Source organism: Candidatus Equadaptatus faecalis (genome assembly GCA_018065065.1).
Lineage (GTDB): Bacteria > Synergistota > Synergistia > Synergistales > Synergistaceae > Equadaptatus > Equadaptatus faecalis.
The window spans coordinates 1-17547 of record JAGHTZ010000003.1 but is presented as its reverse complement, the minus strand read 5'-3'; the positions used below and the strand labels follow the sequence as shown (position 1 = coordinate 17547).

Here is a 17547-nt window from a genome sequence, read left to right as displayed (position 1 = left end):
CAAAAAGGAGAAAATAACACTGCAAAATTGTATATAAGTTTGTGATTAAGATGTTTAGAAATAAAGAATACAGTAATTGCAAAGGTTTATAGGTGTAACAGGTGTGAAGTTATCCACAACAAAATGTTTAAAAAACAGCCGCAATGTGTGATAAACACTGTGTAAAAAGTATATAAAACAACAAAAATTATGTGAGGACTTTACGGTAAAAAAGAGAAGGACAAGACACGCTGTTTTTTGTAAAACACAATTCTTCAAAACATACAGACAGTCTGCTGAAAAATCCTGTTGCAGTACAATAGCGTGTAAAAGCAGGAGTAAACAGTATTTACAGACACTTTTTTTATGAAAAGAGAAATAATTGGCATAAAAAGAGAATAATATTATAGACTTTTATTGACTAAAATTTTACACGTATCCCTTTTTTGAAAAATTTTCAAAAATTTTTTTGCAAAACCATCCCTAAAATTTCCCTCTGATGCTATAATACAGGGGTAGTTTTTAAGATGCTAATTTATAGACAGAGGAGCGGTCTACAGTGGGTTTGCCTGCACAAGAACTGTATTTTTCAGAGAACGAACAATCCAATGCAATCCATTCAGATGACAGCCAGTTGACTTTTGTTCAAACATCGCCGGAACCCCTGCTTGAAGACAAAATAAAAATTATAGGTATCGGCGGGGGCGGCAGAAACGCCTTAAATCACATCATTGCCGCGGGTTCGGGGGGAGTTGGGTGTCTTGCTGTTGATACCGACGTCCGCAACCTTGAAAAAGCTTCCTGCAAAAACAAAATAATACTTGGCAAATCAGGAACCGGTGCAGGGTGTATTCCTCAAAACGGCGAAGACGCGGCGCGTATGTCGCTCGGTGAAATTATGGACTTTATCCGCGGCGCCGATATGGTCTACCTTACCGCAGGTATGGGCGGAGGTACAGGAACAGGAGCAATTCCTGTTATTGCTGAAGCAGCCAAAAACCTTGGAGTTCTTACTGTTGCTGTTGTTACCAAACCGTTTACTTTTGAGGGCTCAAGAAAGATGAATCTTGCGCTTGAGGGTATTGAAAAACTGCGCAGCGTAGTTGATGCCCTCATCGTTATCCCTAATGAAAAACTGCTTGAAAACAGCGATGCAGACACCACAATACCTGAAGCTTTTGCCAAAGCAGACGAGGTTCTCAGACAGGCTGTTATCGGTGTTACGGAGCTTATAACACACCCGGGCATGGTTAATATGGATTTCGCCGACGTAAAAGCCGTTATGGAAAAGTCAGGCATCGCCGTTATGGGCACAGGGTACGCCTGCGGCGAAAACAGGATTGAAGAAGCGCTGCGCCAGGCAATGGAAAGTCCTTTAATGGAAACGACGCCGGCAAATGCCTCCGGGGTTTTGATGAATATTACAAGCGCGGGAACCCTGACAATTTACGAGCTTCAGCAGGCGGCTTCGCGTCTCAGGGAGTATATAGCGGACGACACGCTGTTTGTCTGGGGTACAGCGGAAAATCCTGAGGCAGAAGAGTACGTAAAGGTTACTGTTATTGCGACCGGAATCTACAACAAAGCTCCGGACAGCACGCCAAAAACGGAAAAAAGAAACGAGACGTTTATGAAAAACAACTCCGATCATTCACCTGCTGCGATTTCGCAGCCGGCGGAAAACAAAGCGGTTCAGTCTGAATATTTCATTCCGGGGTGGCTGAGAAATAACGATAAACAGGAAACTGTGGAGCGGAAAAATGAGGCTCAGCCCGCAGCGGCGGAGGAACCAGAGGAAGCGTTCTACGACAAGCCGACCTGGATTCGCAAAAAAGCGGAAACGCCGAAACTGTCTTAAACAGCAGCCATTGATTGTGTACAATGAGGCTTTGCTTCCGCAAAGCCTTTTTGCGTAAATTGCGGCAAAGTTTTGAAAAAATGCCGGCGGAGGTAAGCACAATGCAGGAAGAAGAAATGTACCAGACAGAAGATATTGAAAAGCTCGGAGAGCTTGAAGAAAATGAAAGCGGCGTAGCGGAATTCGACTACGAAATCGTCAGCAAAAGGATACTGCCGCTAGCGGAGCAGCTCATTGCCAAATTTGACGAGCTGAAGCACATAGACCCGAAAAAAATTCTTTTTATACTCAATCACAAAAACGCGGGCAGCAAAAATCATATTGTCCTTGCGCATACGACAAGAATACCGCAGAAATGGACAGAGCTTATGTACCAGCTTGCCGGAGTTTCTTATTTCTACAAAATAGAATTCTACGCAAAAACGACAGCTGCGCTTGACGAAAGCCAGATGACAGCGCTGCTTTACAGCGAACTGCGTCGCATAGGACCTGAGGGAAAAATGCTGATACCCGACGTTCACGACTGGTGGCAGGTTGTAATAGGACTTGGCAGAAAATGGTTCTACCCGAACGAAACCTGTGCCAACCTGCTTGACGAAGGCGTTGACTGGAAAAAGCTTATGGGACAGTTCTACGAAGACATCAGGACAGAAGAATAGGAAAGAAAATAAAACAACAGATACAGCCCTCCAAAAGCGGAGGGCTGTATTTGTTTAAGAAATAATAAAACTGAACCCGGATTTTATTTAAGAGCCTCGGCAACAGCAACAGCAACAGCCACTGATGCGCCGACCATGGGATTGTTGCCCATTCCTATAAGTCCCATCATCTCAACGTGAGCGGGAACAGAAGAAGAACCTGCAAACTGCGCGTCGCTGTGCATTCTTCCCATCGTGTCCGTCATGCCGTAGCTTGCGGGACCTGCTGCCATATTGTCAGGATGCAGGGTTCTGCCTGTGCCTCCGCCTGATGCGACCGAGAAATACTTTTTGCCGTTCTCTATCGCCCATTTCTTGTACGTTCCCGCGACAGGATGCTGGAAACGCGTCGGGTTTGTTGAATTTCCCGTTATAGACACGTCAACACCCTCATGAGCCATAATCGCGACACCCTCGCTGACGTCGTCAGCTCCGTAGCAGCGGATTTTTGAACGTTCGCCGTCAGAGAACTTAATTTCCTTTGTAACAGCAAGCTCACCCGTGAAATAATCATACTTTGTCTCAACGTAGGTAAAGCCGTTTATTCTTGAGATGATGTAAGCAGCATCCTTGCCGAGACCGTTAAGAATAACGCGCAGCGGCTCCCTGCGCACCTTGTCGGCCGAACGTGCAATCCCTATTGCTCCCTCTGCGGCTGCAAAAGACTCATGTCCGGCGAGGAAGCAGAAACATTTTGTCTCTTCGGTAAGAAGCATTGCCGCAAGATTGCCGTGGCCGAGACCGACCTTGCGTCTGTCGGCGACAGAACCGGGCACACAGAAGGCCTGTAAACCTTCGCCAATTTTCTTTGCGGCATCGGTTGCCGTTTTAACCTCTGCTTTGACAGCGTGTGCTGCGCCTATAGTGTAAGCCCACACCGCGTTTTCAAAAGCGATTCTCTGCACGCCGCGAACGATGGCCTCAACGTCCACGCCCTTGGAAAGGCACAGTTCGCGCGCCTCCTCAAGGCTGTTGATGCCGTCCGCCTTAAGGAAAGGATCTATCTGTTTTATTCTGCGTTCGTAACCTTCAAAAGTAACCATGAAAAACGCCTCCTATTCCTTGCGCGGGTCAATATACTTGACCGCTTCGGCAAAACGTCCGTAACTGCCGAGATTGTTTTTGTAAGCATCGCGCGGATCAACACCGTTTCTGATCGCCTCCATCATCTTGCCGAGAGAAACGTACTCATAGCCGATGACCTCATTGTTTGCGTCAAGCGCAAGACGCGTAATATAGCCTTCTGCCATCTCAAAATAGCGGACACCCTTTGCGTTTGTGCCGTACATTGTGCCGACCTGCGAACGCAGCCCTTTGCCGAGATCCTCAAGCCCTGCTCCTACAGTAAGACCGCCCTCCGAAAAAGCCGACTGCGAACGGCCGTATGCAATCTGCAGAAAAAGCTCGCGCATTGCCGTATTAATCGCGTCGCAGACAAGGTCTGTATTCAGAGCTTCAAGCAGCGTTTTGCCGGGCAGAATTTCAGCTGCCATAGCTGCTGAATGAGTCATTCCGGAGCAGCCGAGCACCTCAACGAGCGCTTCCTGGATAATGCCGTCCTTAACGTTCAGTGTAAGCTTGCAGGCGCCCTGCTGCGGTGCGCAGCGGCCTACGCCGTGAGTGAACCCGGAAATATCCTTTATTTCCTTTGCCTCAACCCATTTACCCTCTTCGGGAATAGGCGCAGGCCCATGCTTTGGCCCCTTTGCAACGGGGCACATACCCTCAAGTTTCTTTGTGTACTCCATACAAAAACCCCTCCTTTATATAGTGCAGAAACAAAATTAAAAAGGCAGAATATCGGCGTTTTGCACCGCTGTATTGCCTGAAAATTAAAACTCCCAGTTAAACGCCGGACTTCCCGCGTTAAGCAGACGGCGCTTCATATCTGCGCAGATATCGGCAAGCGCTTCCTTTGTCCTGCCCTCGCAGCGCGCCACAAGCACAGGCTGCGTATTTGAAATACGGACAAGTCCCCAGCCGTTTTCATAAATAATCCTCACGCCGTCAACGGTAATCACGTTTAGTTTCTCGGCGAGAGCCTGTTCTTTCACGCGTTCCACCACGCCGCGTTTTTTGTCGTCAGGACAGTCGTAACGCGTTTCGGCGGTAGAAGGATACCGAGGAATTTCCTCCATTATATACGAAAGCTTTTTTGTTTCGTTGGACAAAATGCGGCAAAGCCGTTCTGCCGCGTAAAAAGCGTCATCGTAACCGAAATACTCGTCAGCGAAGAAAAGGTGACCGGAAACCTCGCCCGAAAAAAGCGCCTTCTGCTCAGCCATCTTTGCCTTAATCAGTGAATGACCGGCGCACCACCAGAGCGGCTTTCCGCCGTGCTTTTCAATGTCCTCCGGAAGAGCCATTGAACTCTTGACTTCGCAAATTGCAACCGCGCCCGGATTTTTCGCCAGAATTTCGCGCCAATAAAGCGCCATAAGCCTGTCGCCGACAAGCATATTGCCCTTATCGTCAACCACGCCCAGTCTGTCCGCGTCTCCGTCATAACCGAAACCTGCGTCCGCTCCCTCGCGCGTTACGGCTTCCATAAGCGAAAGCAGATTTTCGCGCTTTGTCGGATCCGGGTGATGATTTGGGAAATTGCCGTCAGGCTCCGCGAAAAGGTCGATAACCTCACAGCCGAGCTTTCTGAAAAGCTTTGGCCCGTAATAACCCCCGGTGCTGTTTCCGTAATCACAGACAATCTTCAGCTTTCTGCCGCCGAGCTGAACCTTTGAAGCCAGCATATCGATATACTCGTCGGTAATATCAAGCGAGGAAAGTTTTCCCGGCGTTTTTGCGACGGCAAAATCATCAGTTTCAATCATCCTGTAAATATTCTGAATGGCGTCTCCCCAAAGCGTTGCCTTTTTGAAAGCAACCTTCAGACCGTTAAACTCCTTCGGATTGTGACTGCCCGTAACCTGAATACCTCCGTCTGCGCCGCAGCGGAAGAAACTCCAGTAAAAAGTCGGGGTTGACGTCACGCCGAGGTCAACAACGTCAACGCCTGCCGCAAGCAGCCCTTTTGCCAAAGCAGCCTTAATGCGATTCGTCGAAAGCCGCACGTCGCCGCCCAACGTCGCCTTGGCAACACCGTTTCGCACCAGCCAGGTGCCGTAGGCAAGAGCGATAAGTTCAACGTTTTCGCTGGTCAGCTCCTCCTCCGCAAGACCGCGGATATCATACTCCCTGAAAATATGAGCAGGTATTTTTGCCACAACAAAACGCCCCCAAAGAATTGAGATTACTGCATAATTATACAGCCGGATTGTCAAAAAATCAAAAAATTGATAAAAATATGGTAGAATACTCAGCGGACGCGAAACAACAAGAAAACGACGATACAACAGAAGGGAGCTGGTAACATGCGCGACGGCTTTATAAAAACAGCTGCGGTAGCTCCGCGGCTCAAACCCGCAGACTGCGAATTTAACGCGAAAGTGCTGCACGAAACGATAAAAGCCGCGGCGGAAGCCGGAGTATCGCTTATAGTACTGCCTGAGCTTGCAATAACGGGCTGCAGCTGCAAAGATCTGTTTTTTCAGAAAAAACTTCAGCAGGAAGCAAAAAAAGCGCTTGTTGATCTTGCGCAAAGCTGCCCCTGGCAGACAGCCGCAATCGTCGGCATACCCTTTGAAAACGGCGGACAGCTCTACGACTGCGCAGCGGTGCTTTTCAACGGCAGAACACTCGGCATAGTTCCCAAAACGAAAAAATCAGCGGACTACGGACGCTGGTTTGCGCCTGCGCCTGCCGGCAACGGCAAAGCGATACTTGGTGCCGAAGAAATACCGTTCGGCGCAAACCTTCTCTTCAAATGCAGCTCCGTACCCGAATTCTGCTTCGGCTGTGAAATCGGCGACGACCTGTTTCTCCCGTTCTCCAAGTCGGAAAAACTTGCGGCTGCGGGGGCAAACCTGATAGTGAACTGTCTTGCAGATCCCGAACTTGCCGGGCGCTCTGAATACCGCAAAACGGCAGTCTGCGCGCAGTCCGCGAAACTTGTCTGCGGGCTTGTCGCGGCAAACGCCGGTGAAGGCGAATCGACAAGCGAATGTGTGTACGGCGGTGAAAACTTCATCGTTGAAAACGGACAGCTGCTTGCCTCGGCAAAACCGTTCGGCAACGGCTACTGCTCCGCCGTCATCGACCTGCAGCGGCTTGCCGCCGAAAGACAGAAACAGCCCAACTACCCTGAACTGAACACGGAAGGCACAGAAACAATCCCTTTTGACCTTCTCCTCCGCGAAACGCGCCTGGAAAGACCGGTGCTTCAGCAGCCCTTTGTACCCGAAAAAAGAGCTGACCGCCGTCTGCGCGCGGAGGAAATACTGCAAATCCAGGCGCACGCACTGAAAAAAAGAATTGAACACACCAAAGCGCAGCGGCTTGTACTCGGAATATCAGGCGGACTTGACTCCACGCTTGCGCTGCTTGCCTGCGTACGCGCGCTCGACCTTGCGGACAAACCGCGCAGCAGCCTGCTTGCATACACAATGCCCTGCTTCGGCACCAGCGACAGAACGAAAAACAACGCGCAGAAACTCTGTGCCCTGCTTGGCGCCGAACTGCGCGAAATAGACATCAAACCGGCGGTGCGAAAACACTTCCGCGACCTGGGACACGACGGAAAAACCCGCGATGCGGCATACGAAAACGCGCAGGCGCGCGAACGGACGCAGCTGCTGATGGATGCCGCCAACATGGAAAACGGACTTGTCATAGGCACGGGAGACCTCTCTGAACTTGCACTCGGCTGGACAACCTACAACGGCGACCACATGTCAATGTACTCGCTCAACGCTGCAATACCGAAAACGCTCGTCAGGGCGCTCGTTGAATACGAAGCGGAACAGACAGACAGCGAAGAACTCAAAGCGGTGCTCAAAGATATACTCCGCACCCCTGTAAGCCCCGAACTGCTGCCTGCCAAAAAAGGCGGCGAAACGCAGAAAACGGAAGAAATCCTAGGCGCTTACGAACTGCACGACTTCTTCCTCTACTGGTTCCTGCGCTTCGGCTTTTCGCCGGCAAAAATATGCCGTCTTGCGAAATACGCCTTTGAAAACGACTACCCCGAAGCGGAAATACTCAAAACGCTCAGAACCTTCATCAGCCGCTTCTTCGCGCAGCAGTACAAACGCAGCTGCCAGCCGGAAGGCGTGCGAACGGGCAGCGCGAGCCTCTCGCCGCAGGACTGGAAAATGCCCGGAGACGCGAAAGCAGCGCTCTGGCTTGCGGAAATGGACAAAATAGACGAAGAATATGCGCAGAGGTCGTCAAGAAAAACAACGACCTACGAACAATTCAAAAAAAACCGCCTTGCGAAACGCATGGCGGCGGATGGCAAAAAAGGAGCACCGGCGGCGGAAAAACCGCGCCCGTCGTCAATGGATATGTTCCTGAAACAATTCGGGGAATAGGCTTGTCAATACTCTCGCTAAACGCGCGGTATTCCCTGTACAGTAACAAATTACGAATTACCAAGTACCAATTGAGGATGCCTTGCTTCGCAAGCTTTTGATTGGAAATAAAAGCGAAAAACTTAAATCTTTTGAGATATTGAGGGTCTAACTTTTCAATATTGCAACTTGTTGCAGCACCACCATTTGGTAATTAGTACTTGGTGATTCGTCATTCATAATTGGTAATTCGTAATTATCTTTATATCAGGAGGCACAAAATGAAAATGTTTTACACAATCGCTCTTATCCTCGCAGCAGTATGCACAATGGTATGCTCCTCAGCAGCACAGGCAGAAGCTGCAAAACGCCAGACCGCCGTATTCAAAACAAACATGGGCACGTTCGAAATCGAACTCTACAACGACCTTGCGCCCAAAACGGTCAAAAACTTTATTGACCTCACGAAAAAGAAATTCTACGACGGCATCATATTCCACCGAGTCATCGACCAGTTCATGATACAGGGCGGAGACCCGACAGGCAGCGGCATGGGAGGCCCCGGCTACACAATACCAGACGAATTCGGCAAAGGTCTCAAGCATGAAAGCAAAGGTGTCCTATCCATGGCAAATGCAGGACCCAACACAGGCGGCAGCCAATTCTTCATCACGCTGGTGCCCTGCCCGTGGCTTGACGGCAAACACGCAATCTTCGGACACGTTGTCAAAGGCATGGACATCGTTGAAAAAATTGGACATGTTGCGACAGACAGCATGGACAGACCGCTCAAAAAAGTTGTAATGGAAAGCGTAACAATAAAATAATTGGCGGATATAAACAAGAAACGGCTTGGGAAACCCCAAGCCGGTTATTTGTTTATTAACCCGCTGTTTTTTCTTTTTTGCAGTTATTTTTCACCTTTAACATCGTCCCAGTTCCATATAAATTTTGCCATAACCATTTTCGTTAAAGGGTTTTCGCCGTTCTGCTCAAGCGCGGCAATGAACGTGCGCATCGCGGCTGCGCATTTTTCACCTTCCGTAAGTTGTGTAAGCCATTCCGCAGCAGTGCCGCAGGTTACAGGCTCAAACGGGTCTCTGTCAATTGCGGTTTTTCTGAGTCCGGTGAGCTGTTCAAAGATGTGGCGAAGTTCAAGAAAAACCAGCTGCGTTTTGCTTCCGAAGCGGTTTTCCAGCTCAGGCTCAAGCAGTCCGCGCACTATGGCGTATTCTCCGTATTTCCAGTCGGAATCGTTTTCTGTGAGGTCGTCAAAGCGGTGGAGAGATATTCTGTCTTTTGCGGATATGAGCGTCTTTTGAATTTCTTTTACAGATATTTCCCTCGGCTGTGTCTTTTGTTTCACAGCGAGCGCGGCAAGCGCTCCCGCCGCCTGTCCGGTAAGCATTGTCACCGGCTGGAGCCGCGTGGCGCCGTTGACTGTGCGTGATACCGAGATGTTTTTTTCCGCCGCAAGGAGTCCGTTGATTTTTTCAGGTATGAGAACTCCGGCAGGAATTTGAAAAAGTCCGCCCTTTATGTACTGCCAGTCGTTTGGTATGCTTTCTTTCGTTTCGCCGAGGTCAGCGTCAAGGTATTGGCTGTCAGAGGAGCCGTGAAGGTCTATCGGGTATTCACCGAGAGCTACTGAGTCCGTTTTATTTTTTAAGGTGCGTTTGAGCTGCGGATCCCTGATTACGTCTTTGACAGTCATGGTTTTGACTCCTGCCAGCCGCCGGCTTTCCCTTACGTAGGGGCGGCAGGGAAAATGTCTGAGTATTCCGGCAAAGCGCGCAAGTTTTTCGTCAGCCTGCCAGTCCACAAGCTGCACGGTGTAGCCTTCATCGGAAACCGACCAGTCGTTCATGCCGAGTTCTTTTTGCATGTAGTATACGAAGCCGAGCGTTTTTTCCATTGCACGGAGGTTGATTTTTTCGCGGTATTCCGCGTTCGTCAGGTATGCTGAGGAAAGATGTTCTCCTTTTGCTCCGTAGGTTCCCCCCGGGTAGTCATTAGCCCAGTTGAGGCAGGTTTTTGTGACGTTTTCCCACGTTTCGGGATTTCCGCCGTCAACGTTGAGGCTGTTCGAAAGGTCAGGTATGGCGCGGTATTCGTTGTGTGTTGCCGTGTTGTAAGGGTAGCCTTCCGGCCAGTTGTTTCCGTTTTTGGTCACTATCGCGCGGTATTCGTCAATATATTTGACGTAGTTTGGCGGCATTTCGTTAAGCAAAAGCTCTGCAGGCACGCCGTCAGGATATTTTCTGACTACCGCAACCCACGTTATGTCCTGTATTATTCCGTTTTTGTCAATTTTCGGCGACAGGGAGTTTCCTGCCCTCCAGCGCGCCGGCGTGAGCGGAATAAAGTCGCCGCATTCCGTAGCATCTATGAATATTTTGGCTCTTACGGTAATTTTTTCTTTTTCTGCGGTTTCAAATGCCGCCGAAACAACCGTGTCTTTTTTTGCCGCCGCGGATACGGGACGGACGCCGTATATGACGTTCACTCCGGCATCAGCAAGCATTTCGTGAAGTATTTTCGCGCCGCGGAGAGGTTCAAAGGCTATTGTGTCGCCTCCCCAGTAGCAGCAGCTGACGTTTTTGCCGGCGGTTTTGTAATAGGCGCGGATTTTGTCCAAAAATTCTTTGTATATACCAGTGCGGGTGAGTCCTCTGTCGTCCATTGTGGATACAGCGGCAGAGGTCATCTGCCCGCCGAGCATTTCAGTTTCTTCAAGAACTGTGACAGACGCGCCGAGCCTTGCCGCCTGAAGCGCGGCAGCACAGCCTCCGCAGCCTCCGCCTACGACGGCAACGTCACATTTAATTTCTTCGGCGTTTGCCGGCAGAGCAAATGTCAGACAGATTAGAAATAACAGCAATATTTTTTTCAAGTTTTTTCTTTCCTCCCGGGAGAAGCATTAGAGCAGTAAAAAACGCCCGAACGGGCGTCTGAGTTTTCTGGAGCCGTCTCCCGGACTCGAACCGGGGACCCCATCCTTACCATGGATGTGCTCTACCTGCTGAGCTAAGACGGCCTGAGCAAAACTTCTATCAAATAAAAAAAATGGTGGTAGGAGCTGGATTTGAACCAGCGTAGACTCTCGCCGACAGATTTACAGTCTGTTGCCTTTGACCACTCGGCCATCCTACCACGTACGCGGAAGCAACCCGCTACGGTGAAATATTTTACAATATCTCATCGGATTGTCAAGCACATTTGTTAAAGTTTAACGTCGATTATTGCCGTAACTCCGACGCCTGCCACGCGTTTTACGCCTTTAAACGGGTTGGTGGAGTTTATGGGAATAAGCGCGGTAGCGCGTATGGAGTTGAAGTGTCCTTCAAGCTGCGCAACAGCTTTTGTCGCGTCAAGCGCCGATTTTGTCGTTGCCCCGACCTGTGCCGCTCCGACTTTTGAGCCGTCGCCGAGCGAAACTATGGGAACTACTTTGGTGTAGCCCTGATATTTTACGCCGTTTTGGAGTGTTATCGTGTTGATGAAACTGTTAAGCTGGGGACTGAGCTTTGTAACCGCGTAACCGCCGACAGCCCCGACAGCTACCGTTTTTACAACGTCGCCGAGGTCAAAGGCTCCGGCTGACGGCGCTATTGTGAAAAATGCGGCGATTATAAGAAGTATTGAGATGTATTTTTTCATGGTTTTTCCTCCCTGTGTTATTTCGAAAGTCCGTAGAGCAGTTTTTCAAGTGTGGCGGCAAGCTGTTTTGCTTCCATGCCGGTTATCGGAAATTCTGCTTTCGCTTTAATCTCGACAGCCGCCGTTGCCGAACGGAGTTTTCTGCCGGCGTCGGTGAGCGTTACTATCATGTTTCTTTCGTCTCCGCTGTCGCGCGTGCGTTTGATGAAGCCGGCTTCTTCCATTTTCTTGAGCATAGGGGTAAGTGTGCCGCTGTCAAGGTAGAGCTGTTCACCAAGTGTTTTGACGTTGATTTTTTCTTTTTCCCAAAGCACGAGCATCGCAAGGTACTGCGTGTAAGTAAGTCCCGTATCGCGCAGCAGCATTTTGTATCTGCGAGTCGTTTCTTTTGCTCCGGCATAGAGCATGAACGCAAGCTGATCTCTGAGTTTGCCGCCCTGTACGGCTGATACTGCTTCATTGAAGCCTTTTCTGCTCTGTATCATTTCTTTTCCCCCTTATGCTTTTTCTGCTGCTTCCTGTTCAGCCGCCGTTACCGCTTTCGCGAGCTGGTCGGCACAGGAGGTTGGTTTTCCGCCGCAGCTTATGCCTTCAAGTTTTTCGCGGATTTCGGCAGGCGTCATGCCTTCAACCAGCCGCGGTATCGCCGCGAGGTTTCCCGGGCAGCCGCCGTAAAATTTCACGCCGCTGATCTTGCCGTTTTCGTATTCAAAGGTAATCAGCTGCGAGCAGGTGCCCTGCGTTTTGTAGCTGTACTGCACGTTACCGCCTCCCGTTAAAGCTTGTATAATATAATAGTACACAATTTATTTGAGATGTCAAGCAGATACCCGCAAAAATTACAAAAAAGAAACCTCAGGAGAGGTTTCTTTTTTATAGTCTGTATCAGCTTTTAAAGCACGATTATTTCATCGCTGAGAGATGACAGCTGTTCGCAGCCGTTTTCCGCTGCAAGCCAGCTCTGGCAGGAAGTGATTTTTGCGCCGTCCGGAAGAACCACGGCAGGATGTATGTTGAAACGCATGCCGGGCTGTACCGTCATTGTTTCGTCTGCCGCTATCCGCGGGAATTCCCATGCGTCAAGCCCCTGCGAATGACCTATGCAGGGCACCGGCGATTCTTTTGCGCAGTAACCGAGTTCGCAGAGCACTTTGTGCGATGCTTCTGCAAGCTTTGAAACAGGTTCGCCTGTTCTGGCGGCTGAGGCTGCCGCTTTTTGGGCTTCCGTCACGGCTTTGTACGCCTCTTCGTATTCTTTTTTAGGTTTTCCGAAAGATACAAGCTGCGTTATTTCGCTGTAATAGCCTCCGGGCACAGAGTGTTCAAGCACTACATAGTGATAGTCTCCCCGCTGCCATACGTGTTTCTGCTGCCTTGAGGCGGCAAGATAGGCAAGCGACGGTGTTTTTCCGGACGCGGTCATCCAGTAGAGGTCTTCCGCACCCTGTTCAAGCGCATAGAGAGAAGCTTTGTTCACCGCGTCGAGTTCAGTTTTGCCCGCCGCTGTCTGACTGACGTAGAAATCAAGTATCTTTTCGTTGAATTTCACCGCTTCGCGCAACAGTTCAATTTCCGCAGGGCTTTTGACCGCGCGGAGCCGGTGCACGGACATGGAAACGTCTTCGGTGCTTATGCCTTCAGCATTTTTTGCGAAGGAATTGCAGAAACCTGCGGACACCTGGCGTCCCCAGCAGGTGCCGGCGCTTTTGCAGCCGAGTTCCTTCAGCACGTTCACGACGGGCTTTGCAGGGTCAAAGTTGTAGTCCGCTTCAGGTATGATTTTTATTTCGTCAACGGCGCAGAATTTTTTCGCGTAGTCTGCTCCGCAGCCGTCGTGGGCAAAGAAGAAGCTTCCGTCGCGCGTAATCAGCAGATATTCTTCAAATACAGGCAGATAGTAGTCTGTGAAGTATCTGAGAACCCCGCGCGTGTCAAGCTGCGCAGAGCCTGCTATGCAGACTGCGTCAAGTCCCCGCTCCGCCATAATGCGGCGGAGCGACTGCTGTCGCGCGATAAATTCTTCTTTTGCGATTTTCATTTATATAACCTTCATTCCGAGCAGCGTCGGGAAAAACGTTATAAGCTGCGGCATATAGGTTATGAGCAGCAGGCAGATTATACCGGCTATCAGGAACGGCCACACCTTTGCGACAAGGTCTTTCATCGTAACGTCTGCAATGTTGCAGGCGACAAACAGGTTGGAACCGACAGGCGGCGTAACCTGTCCGAGCGCAAAGTTTGAGGTCGCTATAACGCCGAAGGCTATAAGCGAATAGTGCATTTCCCTGATTATCGGAAGCAGTATCGGAAGCAGCAGGTAGAAGCCTGATGCCGAGTCGACAAAGCAGCCTGCGATAAGGAATATGATCGTTATAATCAGCAGCATCATGTTTCTGTCGCTTGTAAGCGAGAGAAGCAGGTCAGTAAGCTCGCGCGTTACGCCGGAGGTGGTAAGAATCCAGGTAAACGCTCCCGCGCAGCCCATTATAAACATAATAATCGCCGAGGAAACAAAGGAATCAACCATGATTTTCCAAAGCTGTTTCATTTTGATTTCCCTGTACACGCAAACTCCGACAAACAGTCCGTAGACAACCGCAACACCAGCGGCTTCCGTAGGGGTAAATATTCCGCCGTAGATTCCGCCGAGAATGATTACAGGCATGAGCAGAGCCCATATTGCGCTCTTGAATGCCTTGAAGCGTTCCTTCCAGCTGCATCTCGGGCTGAGTATGACGTTTTTGTCATTGCGGAGATAGAGAAGCGCCGCGACCGAGAAGAACAAGCCGAAAAGCAGGCCCGGTACTACGCCTGCCATAAACATTGTGCCTACTGAAACTTCGGCAAGCATAGCGTAGATGATAAAAGGAATGCTCGGAGGAATAATCATTCCAATACCGCCTGAGGAGGCAACGACCGCCGTTGCGAAGTTTTTGTCGTAGCCCTGTTTTCTCATTGCGGGAATTAAAACCCCGCCTATGGCGGCAACGGTTGCGGGGCCTGAGCCTGAAATTGCCGCAAAGAAGCAGGCAACCACGACCGTTACGACCGCCAGCCCGCCTCTGCGGTGTCCTACGCAGGAGTTGGCAAGGTCTATAAGACGTTTTGAAATGCCGGCATAGTCCATGATAACGCCCGCAAGAATGAAGAACGGTATTGCGAGCATGGTGTATTTGGCTATTGCCGCGTAGAAAACCGTCGGGAAAACAGAAATTTTGAAGCCCATGTCTATCATTCCGGCAAAAGCGGCAAGCCCCATGGAGGCAGCAACGGGAACCTTCAGAAGAAGGAGCCCGAAAAATGTTCCAAGCAGAATTATTCCGGTCATTTTATCCTTCCCCCTTATTTCGTTCCGCCGCAGATTTCTTTAATTTCCTTGCAGCCGCTTACCAGAACGCTGAGCAGCGAAGCCGCCGCCCCCGCAGGCACTGACCAGCCCATGTAAGCCATAGGAAGTCTCATGCCCGGAAGTATCTGGCTGAATTTAATCTGATTCAGCACCATGCCGTAGCCCGTATAGGCTATAAGCGCCATAAGCAGCATGGATGCCGCCATTGAGAACAGCACTATCAGAATTCTTCCCCTGCCTTTGATAAGGTCGGAAAGAATTGTAAGAAGCGTGTGCGCTCTTCTTCTGTAGGCGTATGAAATACCGAACATACTGACCCACATAAAGACCAGTACGACGAGCTCTTCAGTATATGAAAACGGCGTCTTCGGAAGCAGGTAGCGGCACACAACGTTGAGAAAATTCATCGCCACCATAATAATTCCGCCGACGACCATAACTGTCTCTTCCAGTTTGTTCAGCAAAAAGTCTATTTTTTCCATTCAACACACTCACTCTCAAAAAAAGAGTATGGCGGCACCGTAAAATGCCGCCATACAGGAAACGTTTCTTAGAATTTGTAGCCGAATTCCTTAAGTTCTTTTCCGAAATTCTTTTCGTTGTCCTTGTAAATCGGGGCAACCGCTTTTTTGAATGCCGCGAGGTTTGCAGGCGTAAGCGATTTGACAACCTTGATTTTGTATTCGCCGAGGCGGCTGCGAAGCTTCTGATCTTTTTCACGCGTGACTTTGATCTGGTATTTCATGGCTTCGTTTGCGGCATCCTGGAATATCTTCTTTTCTGCCGCTGAAAGTTTGCCCCAGAGCTCTTTGCTTACTGAGAAGTAAATCGGGTCGTACGAGTAGTTCCAGAGCGAAATGTTCTTTACGACTTCAAGCGTGTTCTGCGTGAAGAGAAGGTCGAGCGTGTTTTCGCAGGCATCAATCGTGCCCTGCTGAAGCGACGTGTACACTTCCGACTGGTTCATCGTAAGCGGGTCTGCGCCGATGTATTTCAGAAGGTTGACGTGGACGTTGCTTCCGGGAACGCGCATTTTAAGACCTTTCATGTCTTTCGGCGCATTGATCGGGTTTCTGTTGTTGACAACCTGGCGGTAGCCGTTTTCACCGATTGCGAGGCAGACGACGCCGGCTTCGTTGAGTGCGGCTTTCATTGCTTTTCCGCCTGCGCCCTGCATGGCTTTGTCAACGTCTTTGTAGGTCGGGAGCAGCCAGGGGAAGCAGGGAACGATGCTCTTCTTCGCGACTGATGACCATACGAGAGCGTCCTGAATGTGGATGTCGGTTACGCCCGTCTGGACAAGTTCGATACCGGCAGCCTGGTTGCCGCCTGAAAGTTCGTCGCTCGGGAAAATTTTGATGTCGTATTTTCCGCCGGTTTTCGCCTTGACGATTTCAACAAATTTTTCCGCACCCTGATGCCACGTACTGGTTCTCGGTGTGGCGTGGCTGAGCTTCAGTGTTGTTGCTGCCTGTGCGCTGCATGCAAAAAGTGCCGTAAGAAGCATGGCGAGCGCGAGGAATGCTGCAAATTTCTTCATAATGTGGTGCACCTCCATTGGTTTGAGTATCCGCTTACCGCGTTATGGGGGCAATTATATACCACTTTTTTGCAAATACAAGTACCAAAATGTACTTTTTTTTAATTTTTTTCCTAAAATAAACAAGTTTTGTTTATCGGTTCATTTTTCGGGCTCCGCAAAATTACTTCCAGCTGCTGCAAGGGATTGAGCCGAACGCAAAATCGGCGTTGTCAAAACAGCCTTCGCAGGGACACACCTCTCCCGCAGTCTGCCTGTCAAAGGCATAAACAAGTATGCACTCACACCCTTCGGGAGTTTCGGAAAAACAGCTCCAGTAAATCTTTGACGGGTCATAATTTTCGTCTTCCGTCATGTCTTCCTGTCTGTAATTCCCCTTTTCGCGGTTTTCAACAAGCTTTTTGAGGTACTCTCGGCTCTGTTTCATTTTTCCTTCCTCCGTTAAAGTTTATATCGGAATTATACCACACGGCGGCGTTTCTTTCATTTGCTGCATTTAGTATGGCGGCAAATCCGGGGCACAATAATCTTTCGTCCATGTCCGCCGCGCTTTTCATCTAACGTCAGAACAATACGGCACAAAAAAGAACCTGCAAAGCAGGTTCTGAAATCTTCTGGTGGAGATAAGGGGATTCGAACCCCTGACCTCTTGAATGCCATTCAAGCGCTCTCCCAGCTGAGCTATACCCCCAAGCAACTATGAGATTATAATTGCTTGACCCGTTTCTGTCAATTGTTATTATATACTTATGAAAAAACAAAAATTTTTGCATTCGTGCAATTTACTATTGACTTATCACAAGATATATGTATAATATATTTCGCCGACGGAGTTCGACTCCTTGGCTTGCGGTACATTGTACAGCGTCGGAAGCGTAGCCGCGCAAGGTAACATCCGGTTCTGTACACCGGCTATAGTATTTGCAATTAACTAAAAATCGCATGGCGCGCGTGCGTGGTCCATCCAAACCGTGGCAAACCAGCTGCTAAGTTTAGTATGAATGGGGAATCTTCGGTAACTGCAAGCTGGCTGGCGGCAGGGTCCCCGGACAAAAACG

At 49.7% G+C, this 17547-nt stretch carries 16 protein-coding genes and 3 tRNA genes; 4 read left to right on the top strand and 15 right to left on the bottom strand.

The window, feature by feature from the left end; genetic code table 11:
- The first annotated feature begins 538 nt into the window (after positions 1 to 538).
- A complete protein-coding gene (gene ftsZ / locus KBS54_00290; protein MBQ0054574.1) occupies positions 539 to 1837 on the top strand; it encodes a cell division protein FtsZ in 1299 nt (432 codons plus the stop codon).
- Positions 1838 to 1971: 134 nt separating this feature from the next.
- Positions 1972 to 2496, top strand: a complete 525-nt coding sequence (locus KBS54_00285) for a hypothetical protein (GenBank protein ID MBQ0054573.1) — start codon at positions 1972 to 1974, stop codon at positions 2494 to 2496.
- An 83-nt stretch (positions 2497 to 2579) separates the two neighbouring features.
- Here KBS54_00285 and KBS54_00280 read toward each other — a convergent pair whose 3' ends face one another.
- From KBS54_00280 to KBS54_00270, 3 genes are all read right to left on the bottom strand, one after another.
- Positions 2580 to 3578, bottom strand: a complete 999-nt coding sequence (locus tag KBS54_00280; protein ID MBQ0054572.1) for a GGGtGRT protein — start codon at positions 3576 to 3578, stop codon at positions 2580 to 2582.
- 12 nt (positions 3579 to 3590) lie between these two features.
- Entirely contained in the window at positions 3591 to 4283 is a 693-nt protein-coding gene (locus KBS54_00275) for a hypothetical protein (protein MBQ0054571.1), read from the bottom strand.
- Positions 4284 to 4367: 84 nt separating this feature from the next.
- Positions 4368 to 5756: a phosphomannomutase/phosphoglucomutase gene (locus tag KBS54_00270; protein MBQ0054570.1), complete on the bottom strand. Its 1389-nt coding sequence runs from the start codon at positions 5754 to 5756 to the stop codon at positions 4368 to 4370.
- Between the two features lie 147 nt (positions 5757 to 5903).
- Here KBS54_00270 and KBS54_00265 point away from each other — a divergent pair, with 147 nt between their 5' ends.
- Both KBS54_00265 and KBS54_00260 read left to right on the top strand, forming a co-directional pair.
- Positions 5904 to 7961 (top strand): NAD(+) synthase, encoded by a 2058-nt coding sequence (locus KBS54_00265; protein ID MBQ0054569.1) that lies wholly within the window; start codon positions 5904 to 5906, stop codon positions 7959 to 7961.
- Positions 7962 to 8269: 308 nt separating this feature from the next.
- Entirely contained in the window at positions 8270 to 8767 is a 498-nt protein-coding gene (locus tag KBS54_00260) for a peptidylprolyl isomerase (GenBank protein MBQ0054568.1), read from the top strand.
- 83 nt (positions 8768 to 8850) lie between these two features.
- On the opposite strand, the gene KBS54_00255 is transcribed toward KBS54_00260, so the two are convergent.
- The 12 genes from KBS54_00255 to KBS54_00200 all read right to left on the bottom strand — a co-directional run bounded on the left by KBS54_00255 (position 8851) and on the right by KBS54_00200 (position 17180).
- On the bottom strand, positions 8851 to 10833 hold the full coding sequence (locus tag KBS54_00255) for an FAD-dependent oxidoreductase (GenBank protein ID MBQ0054567.1): 1983 nt from the start codon (positions 10831 to 10833) through the stop codon (positions 8851 to 8853).
- Positions 10834 to 10901: 68 nt separating this feature from the next.
- Positions 10902 to 10977: transfer RNA gene (locus KBS54_00250), tRNA-Thr, on the bottom strand.
- Between the two features lie 30 nt (positions 10978 to 11007).
- Positions 11008 to 11093: transfer RNA gene (locus KBS54_00245), tRNA-Tyr, on the bottom strand.
- 69 nt (positions 11094 to 11162) lie between these two features.
- Positions 11163 to 11600, bottom strand: coding sequence for a hypothetical protein (locus KBS54_00240; GenBank protein ID MBQ0054566.1), 438 nt, complete (start codon positions 11598 to 11600; stop codon positions 11163 to 11165).
- A 17-nt stretch (positions 11601 to 11617) separates the two neighbouring features.
- The gene (locus tag KBS54_00235) at positions 11618 to 12085 is read right to left on the bottom strand and encodes a MarR family transcriptional regulator (GenBank protein MBQ0054565.1); all 468 of its coding nucleotides are present in this window, start codon (positions 12083 to 12085) and stop codon (positions 11618 to 11620) included.
- Positions 12086 to 12097: 12 nt separating this feature from the next.
- Positions 12098 to 12361, bottom strand: a complete 264-nt coding sequence (locus KBS54_00230) for a TIGR03905 family TSCPD domain-containing protein (protein ID MBQ0054564.1) — start codon at positions 12359 to 12361, stop codon at positions 12098 to 12100.
- A 131-nt stretch (positions 12362 to 12492) separates the two neighbouring features.
- Complete coding sequence (locus tag KBS54_00225) at positions 12493 to 13638, bottom strand: aminopeptidase P family protein (GenBank protein MBQ0054563.1); 1146 nt, start codon at positions 13636 to 13638, stop codon at positions 12493 to 12495.
- Positions 13639 to 14928: a TRAP transporter large permease gene (locus KBS54_00220; GenBank protein MBQ0054562.1), complete on the bottom strand. Its 1290-nt coding sequence runs from the start codon at positions 14926 to 14928 to the stop codon at positions 13639 to 13641.
- Between the two features lie 14 nt (positions 14929 to 14942).
- A complete protein-coding gene (locus KBS54_00215; GenBank protein MBQ0054561.1) occupies positions 14943 to 15431 on the bottom strand; it encodes a TRAP transporter small permease in 489 nt (162 codons plus the stop codon).
- 68 nt (positions 15432 to 15499) lie between these two features.
- Positions 15500 to 16489 carry a DctP family TRAP transporter solute-binding subunit gene (locus tag KBS54_00210; protein MBQ0054560.1) on the bottom strand — a complete coding sequence of 330 codons (990 nt, stop codon included), beginning with the start codon at positions 16487 to 16489 and terminating at the stop codon, positions 15500 to 15502.
- A gap of 163 nt (positions 16490 to 16652) precedes the next feature.
- Positions 16653 to 16916: a hypothetical protein gene (locus tag KBS54_00205; protein ID MBQ0054559.1), complete on the bottom strand. Its 264-nt coding sequence runs from the start codon at positions 16914 to 16916 to the stop codon at positions 16653 to 16655.
- 188 nt (positions 16917 to 17104) lie between these two features.
- Positions 17105 to 17180 (bottom strand) — tRNA-Ala (locus KBS54_00200).
- Positions 17181 to 17547: the final 367 nt, after the last annotated feature.

Coding starts and splice junctions, on each gene's coding strand:
- KBS54_00235 (MBQ0054565.1), bottom strand. CDS start 12,085: ATGATACAGAGCAGAAAAGGCTTCAATGAAGCAGTATCAGCCGTACAG.
- KBS54_00205 (MBQ0054559.1), bottom strand. CDS start 16,916: ATGAAACAGAGCCGAGAGTACCTCAAAAAGCTTGTTGAAAACCGCGAA.
- KBS54_00260 (MBQ0054568.1), top strand. CDS start 8,270: ATGGTATGCTCCTCAGCAGCACAGGCAGAAGCTGCAAAACGCCAGACC.
- KBS54_00225 (MBQ0054563.1), bottom strand. CDS start 13,638: ATGAAAATCGCAAAAGAAGAATTTATCGCGCGACAGCAGTCGCTCCGC.
- KBS54_00215 (MBQ0054561.1), bottom strand. CDS start 15,431: ATGGAAAAAATAGACTTTTTGCTGAACAAACTGGAAGAGACAGTTATG.
- KBS54_00240 (MBQ0054566.1), bottom strand. CDS start 11,600: ATGAAAAAATACATCTCAATACTTCTTATAATCGCCGCATTTTTCACA.
- KBS54_00210 (MBQ0054560.1), bottom strand. CDS start 16,489: ATGAAGAAATTTGCAGCATTCCTCGCGCTCGCCATGCTTCTTACGGCA.
- KBS54_00275 (MBQ0054571.1), bottom strand. CDS start 4,283: ATGGAGTACACAAAGAAACTTGAGGGTATGTGCCCCGTTGCAAAGGGG.
- KBS54_00220 (MBQ0054562.1), bottom strand. CDS start 14,928: ATGACCGGAATAATTCTGCTTGGAACATTTTTCGGGCTCCTTCTTCTG.
- KBS54_00265 (MBQ0054569.1), top strand. CDS start 5,904: ATGCGCGACGGCTTTATAAAAACAGCTGCGGTAGCTCCGCGGCTCAAA.
- KBS54_00280 (MBQ0054572.1), bottom strand. CDS start 3,578: ATGGTTACTTTTGAAGGTTACGAACGCAGAATAAAACAGATAGATCCT.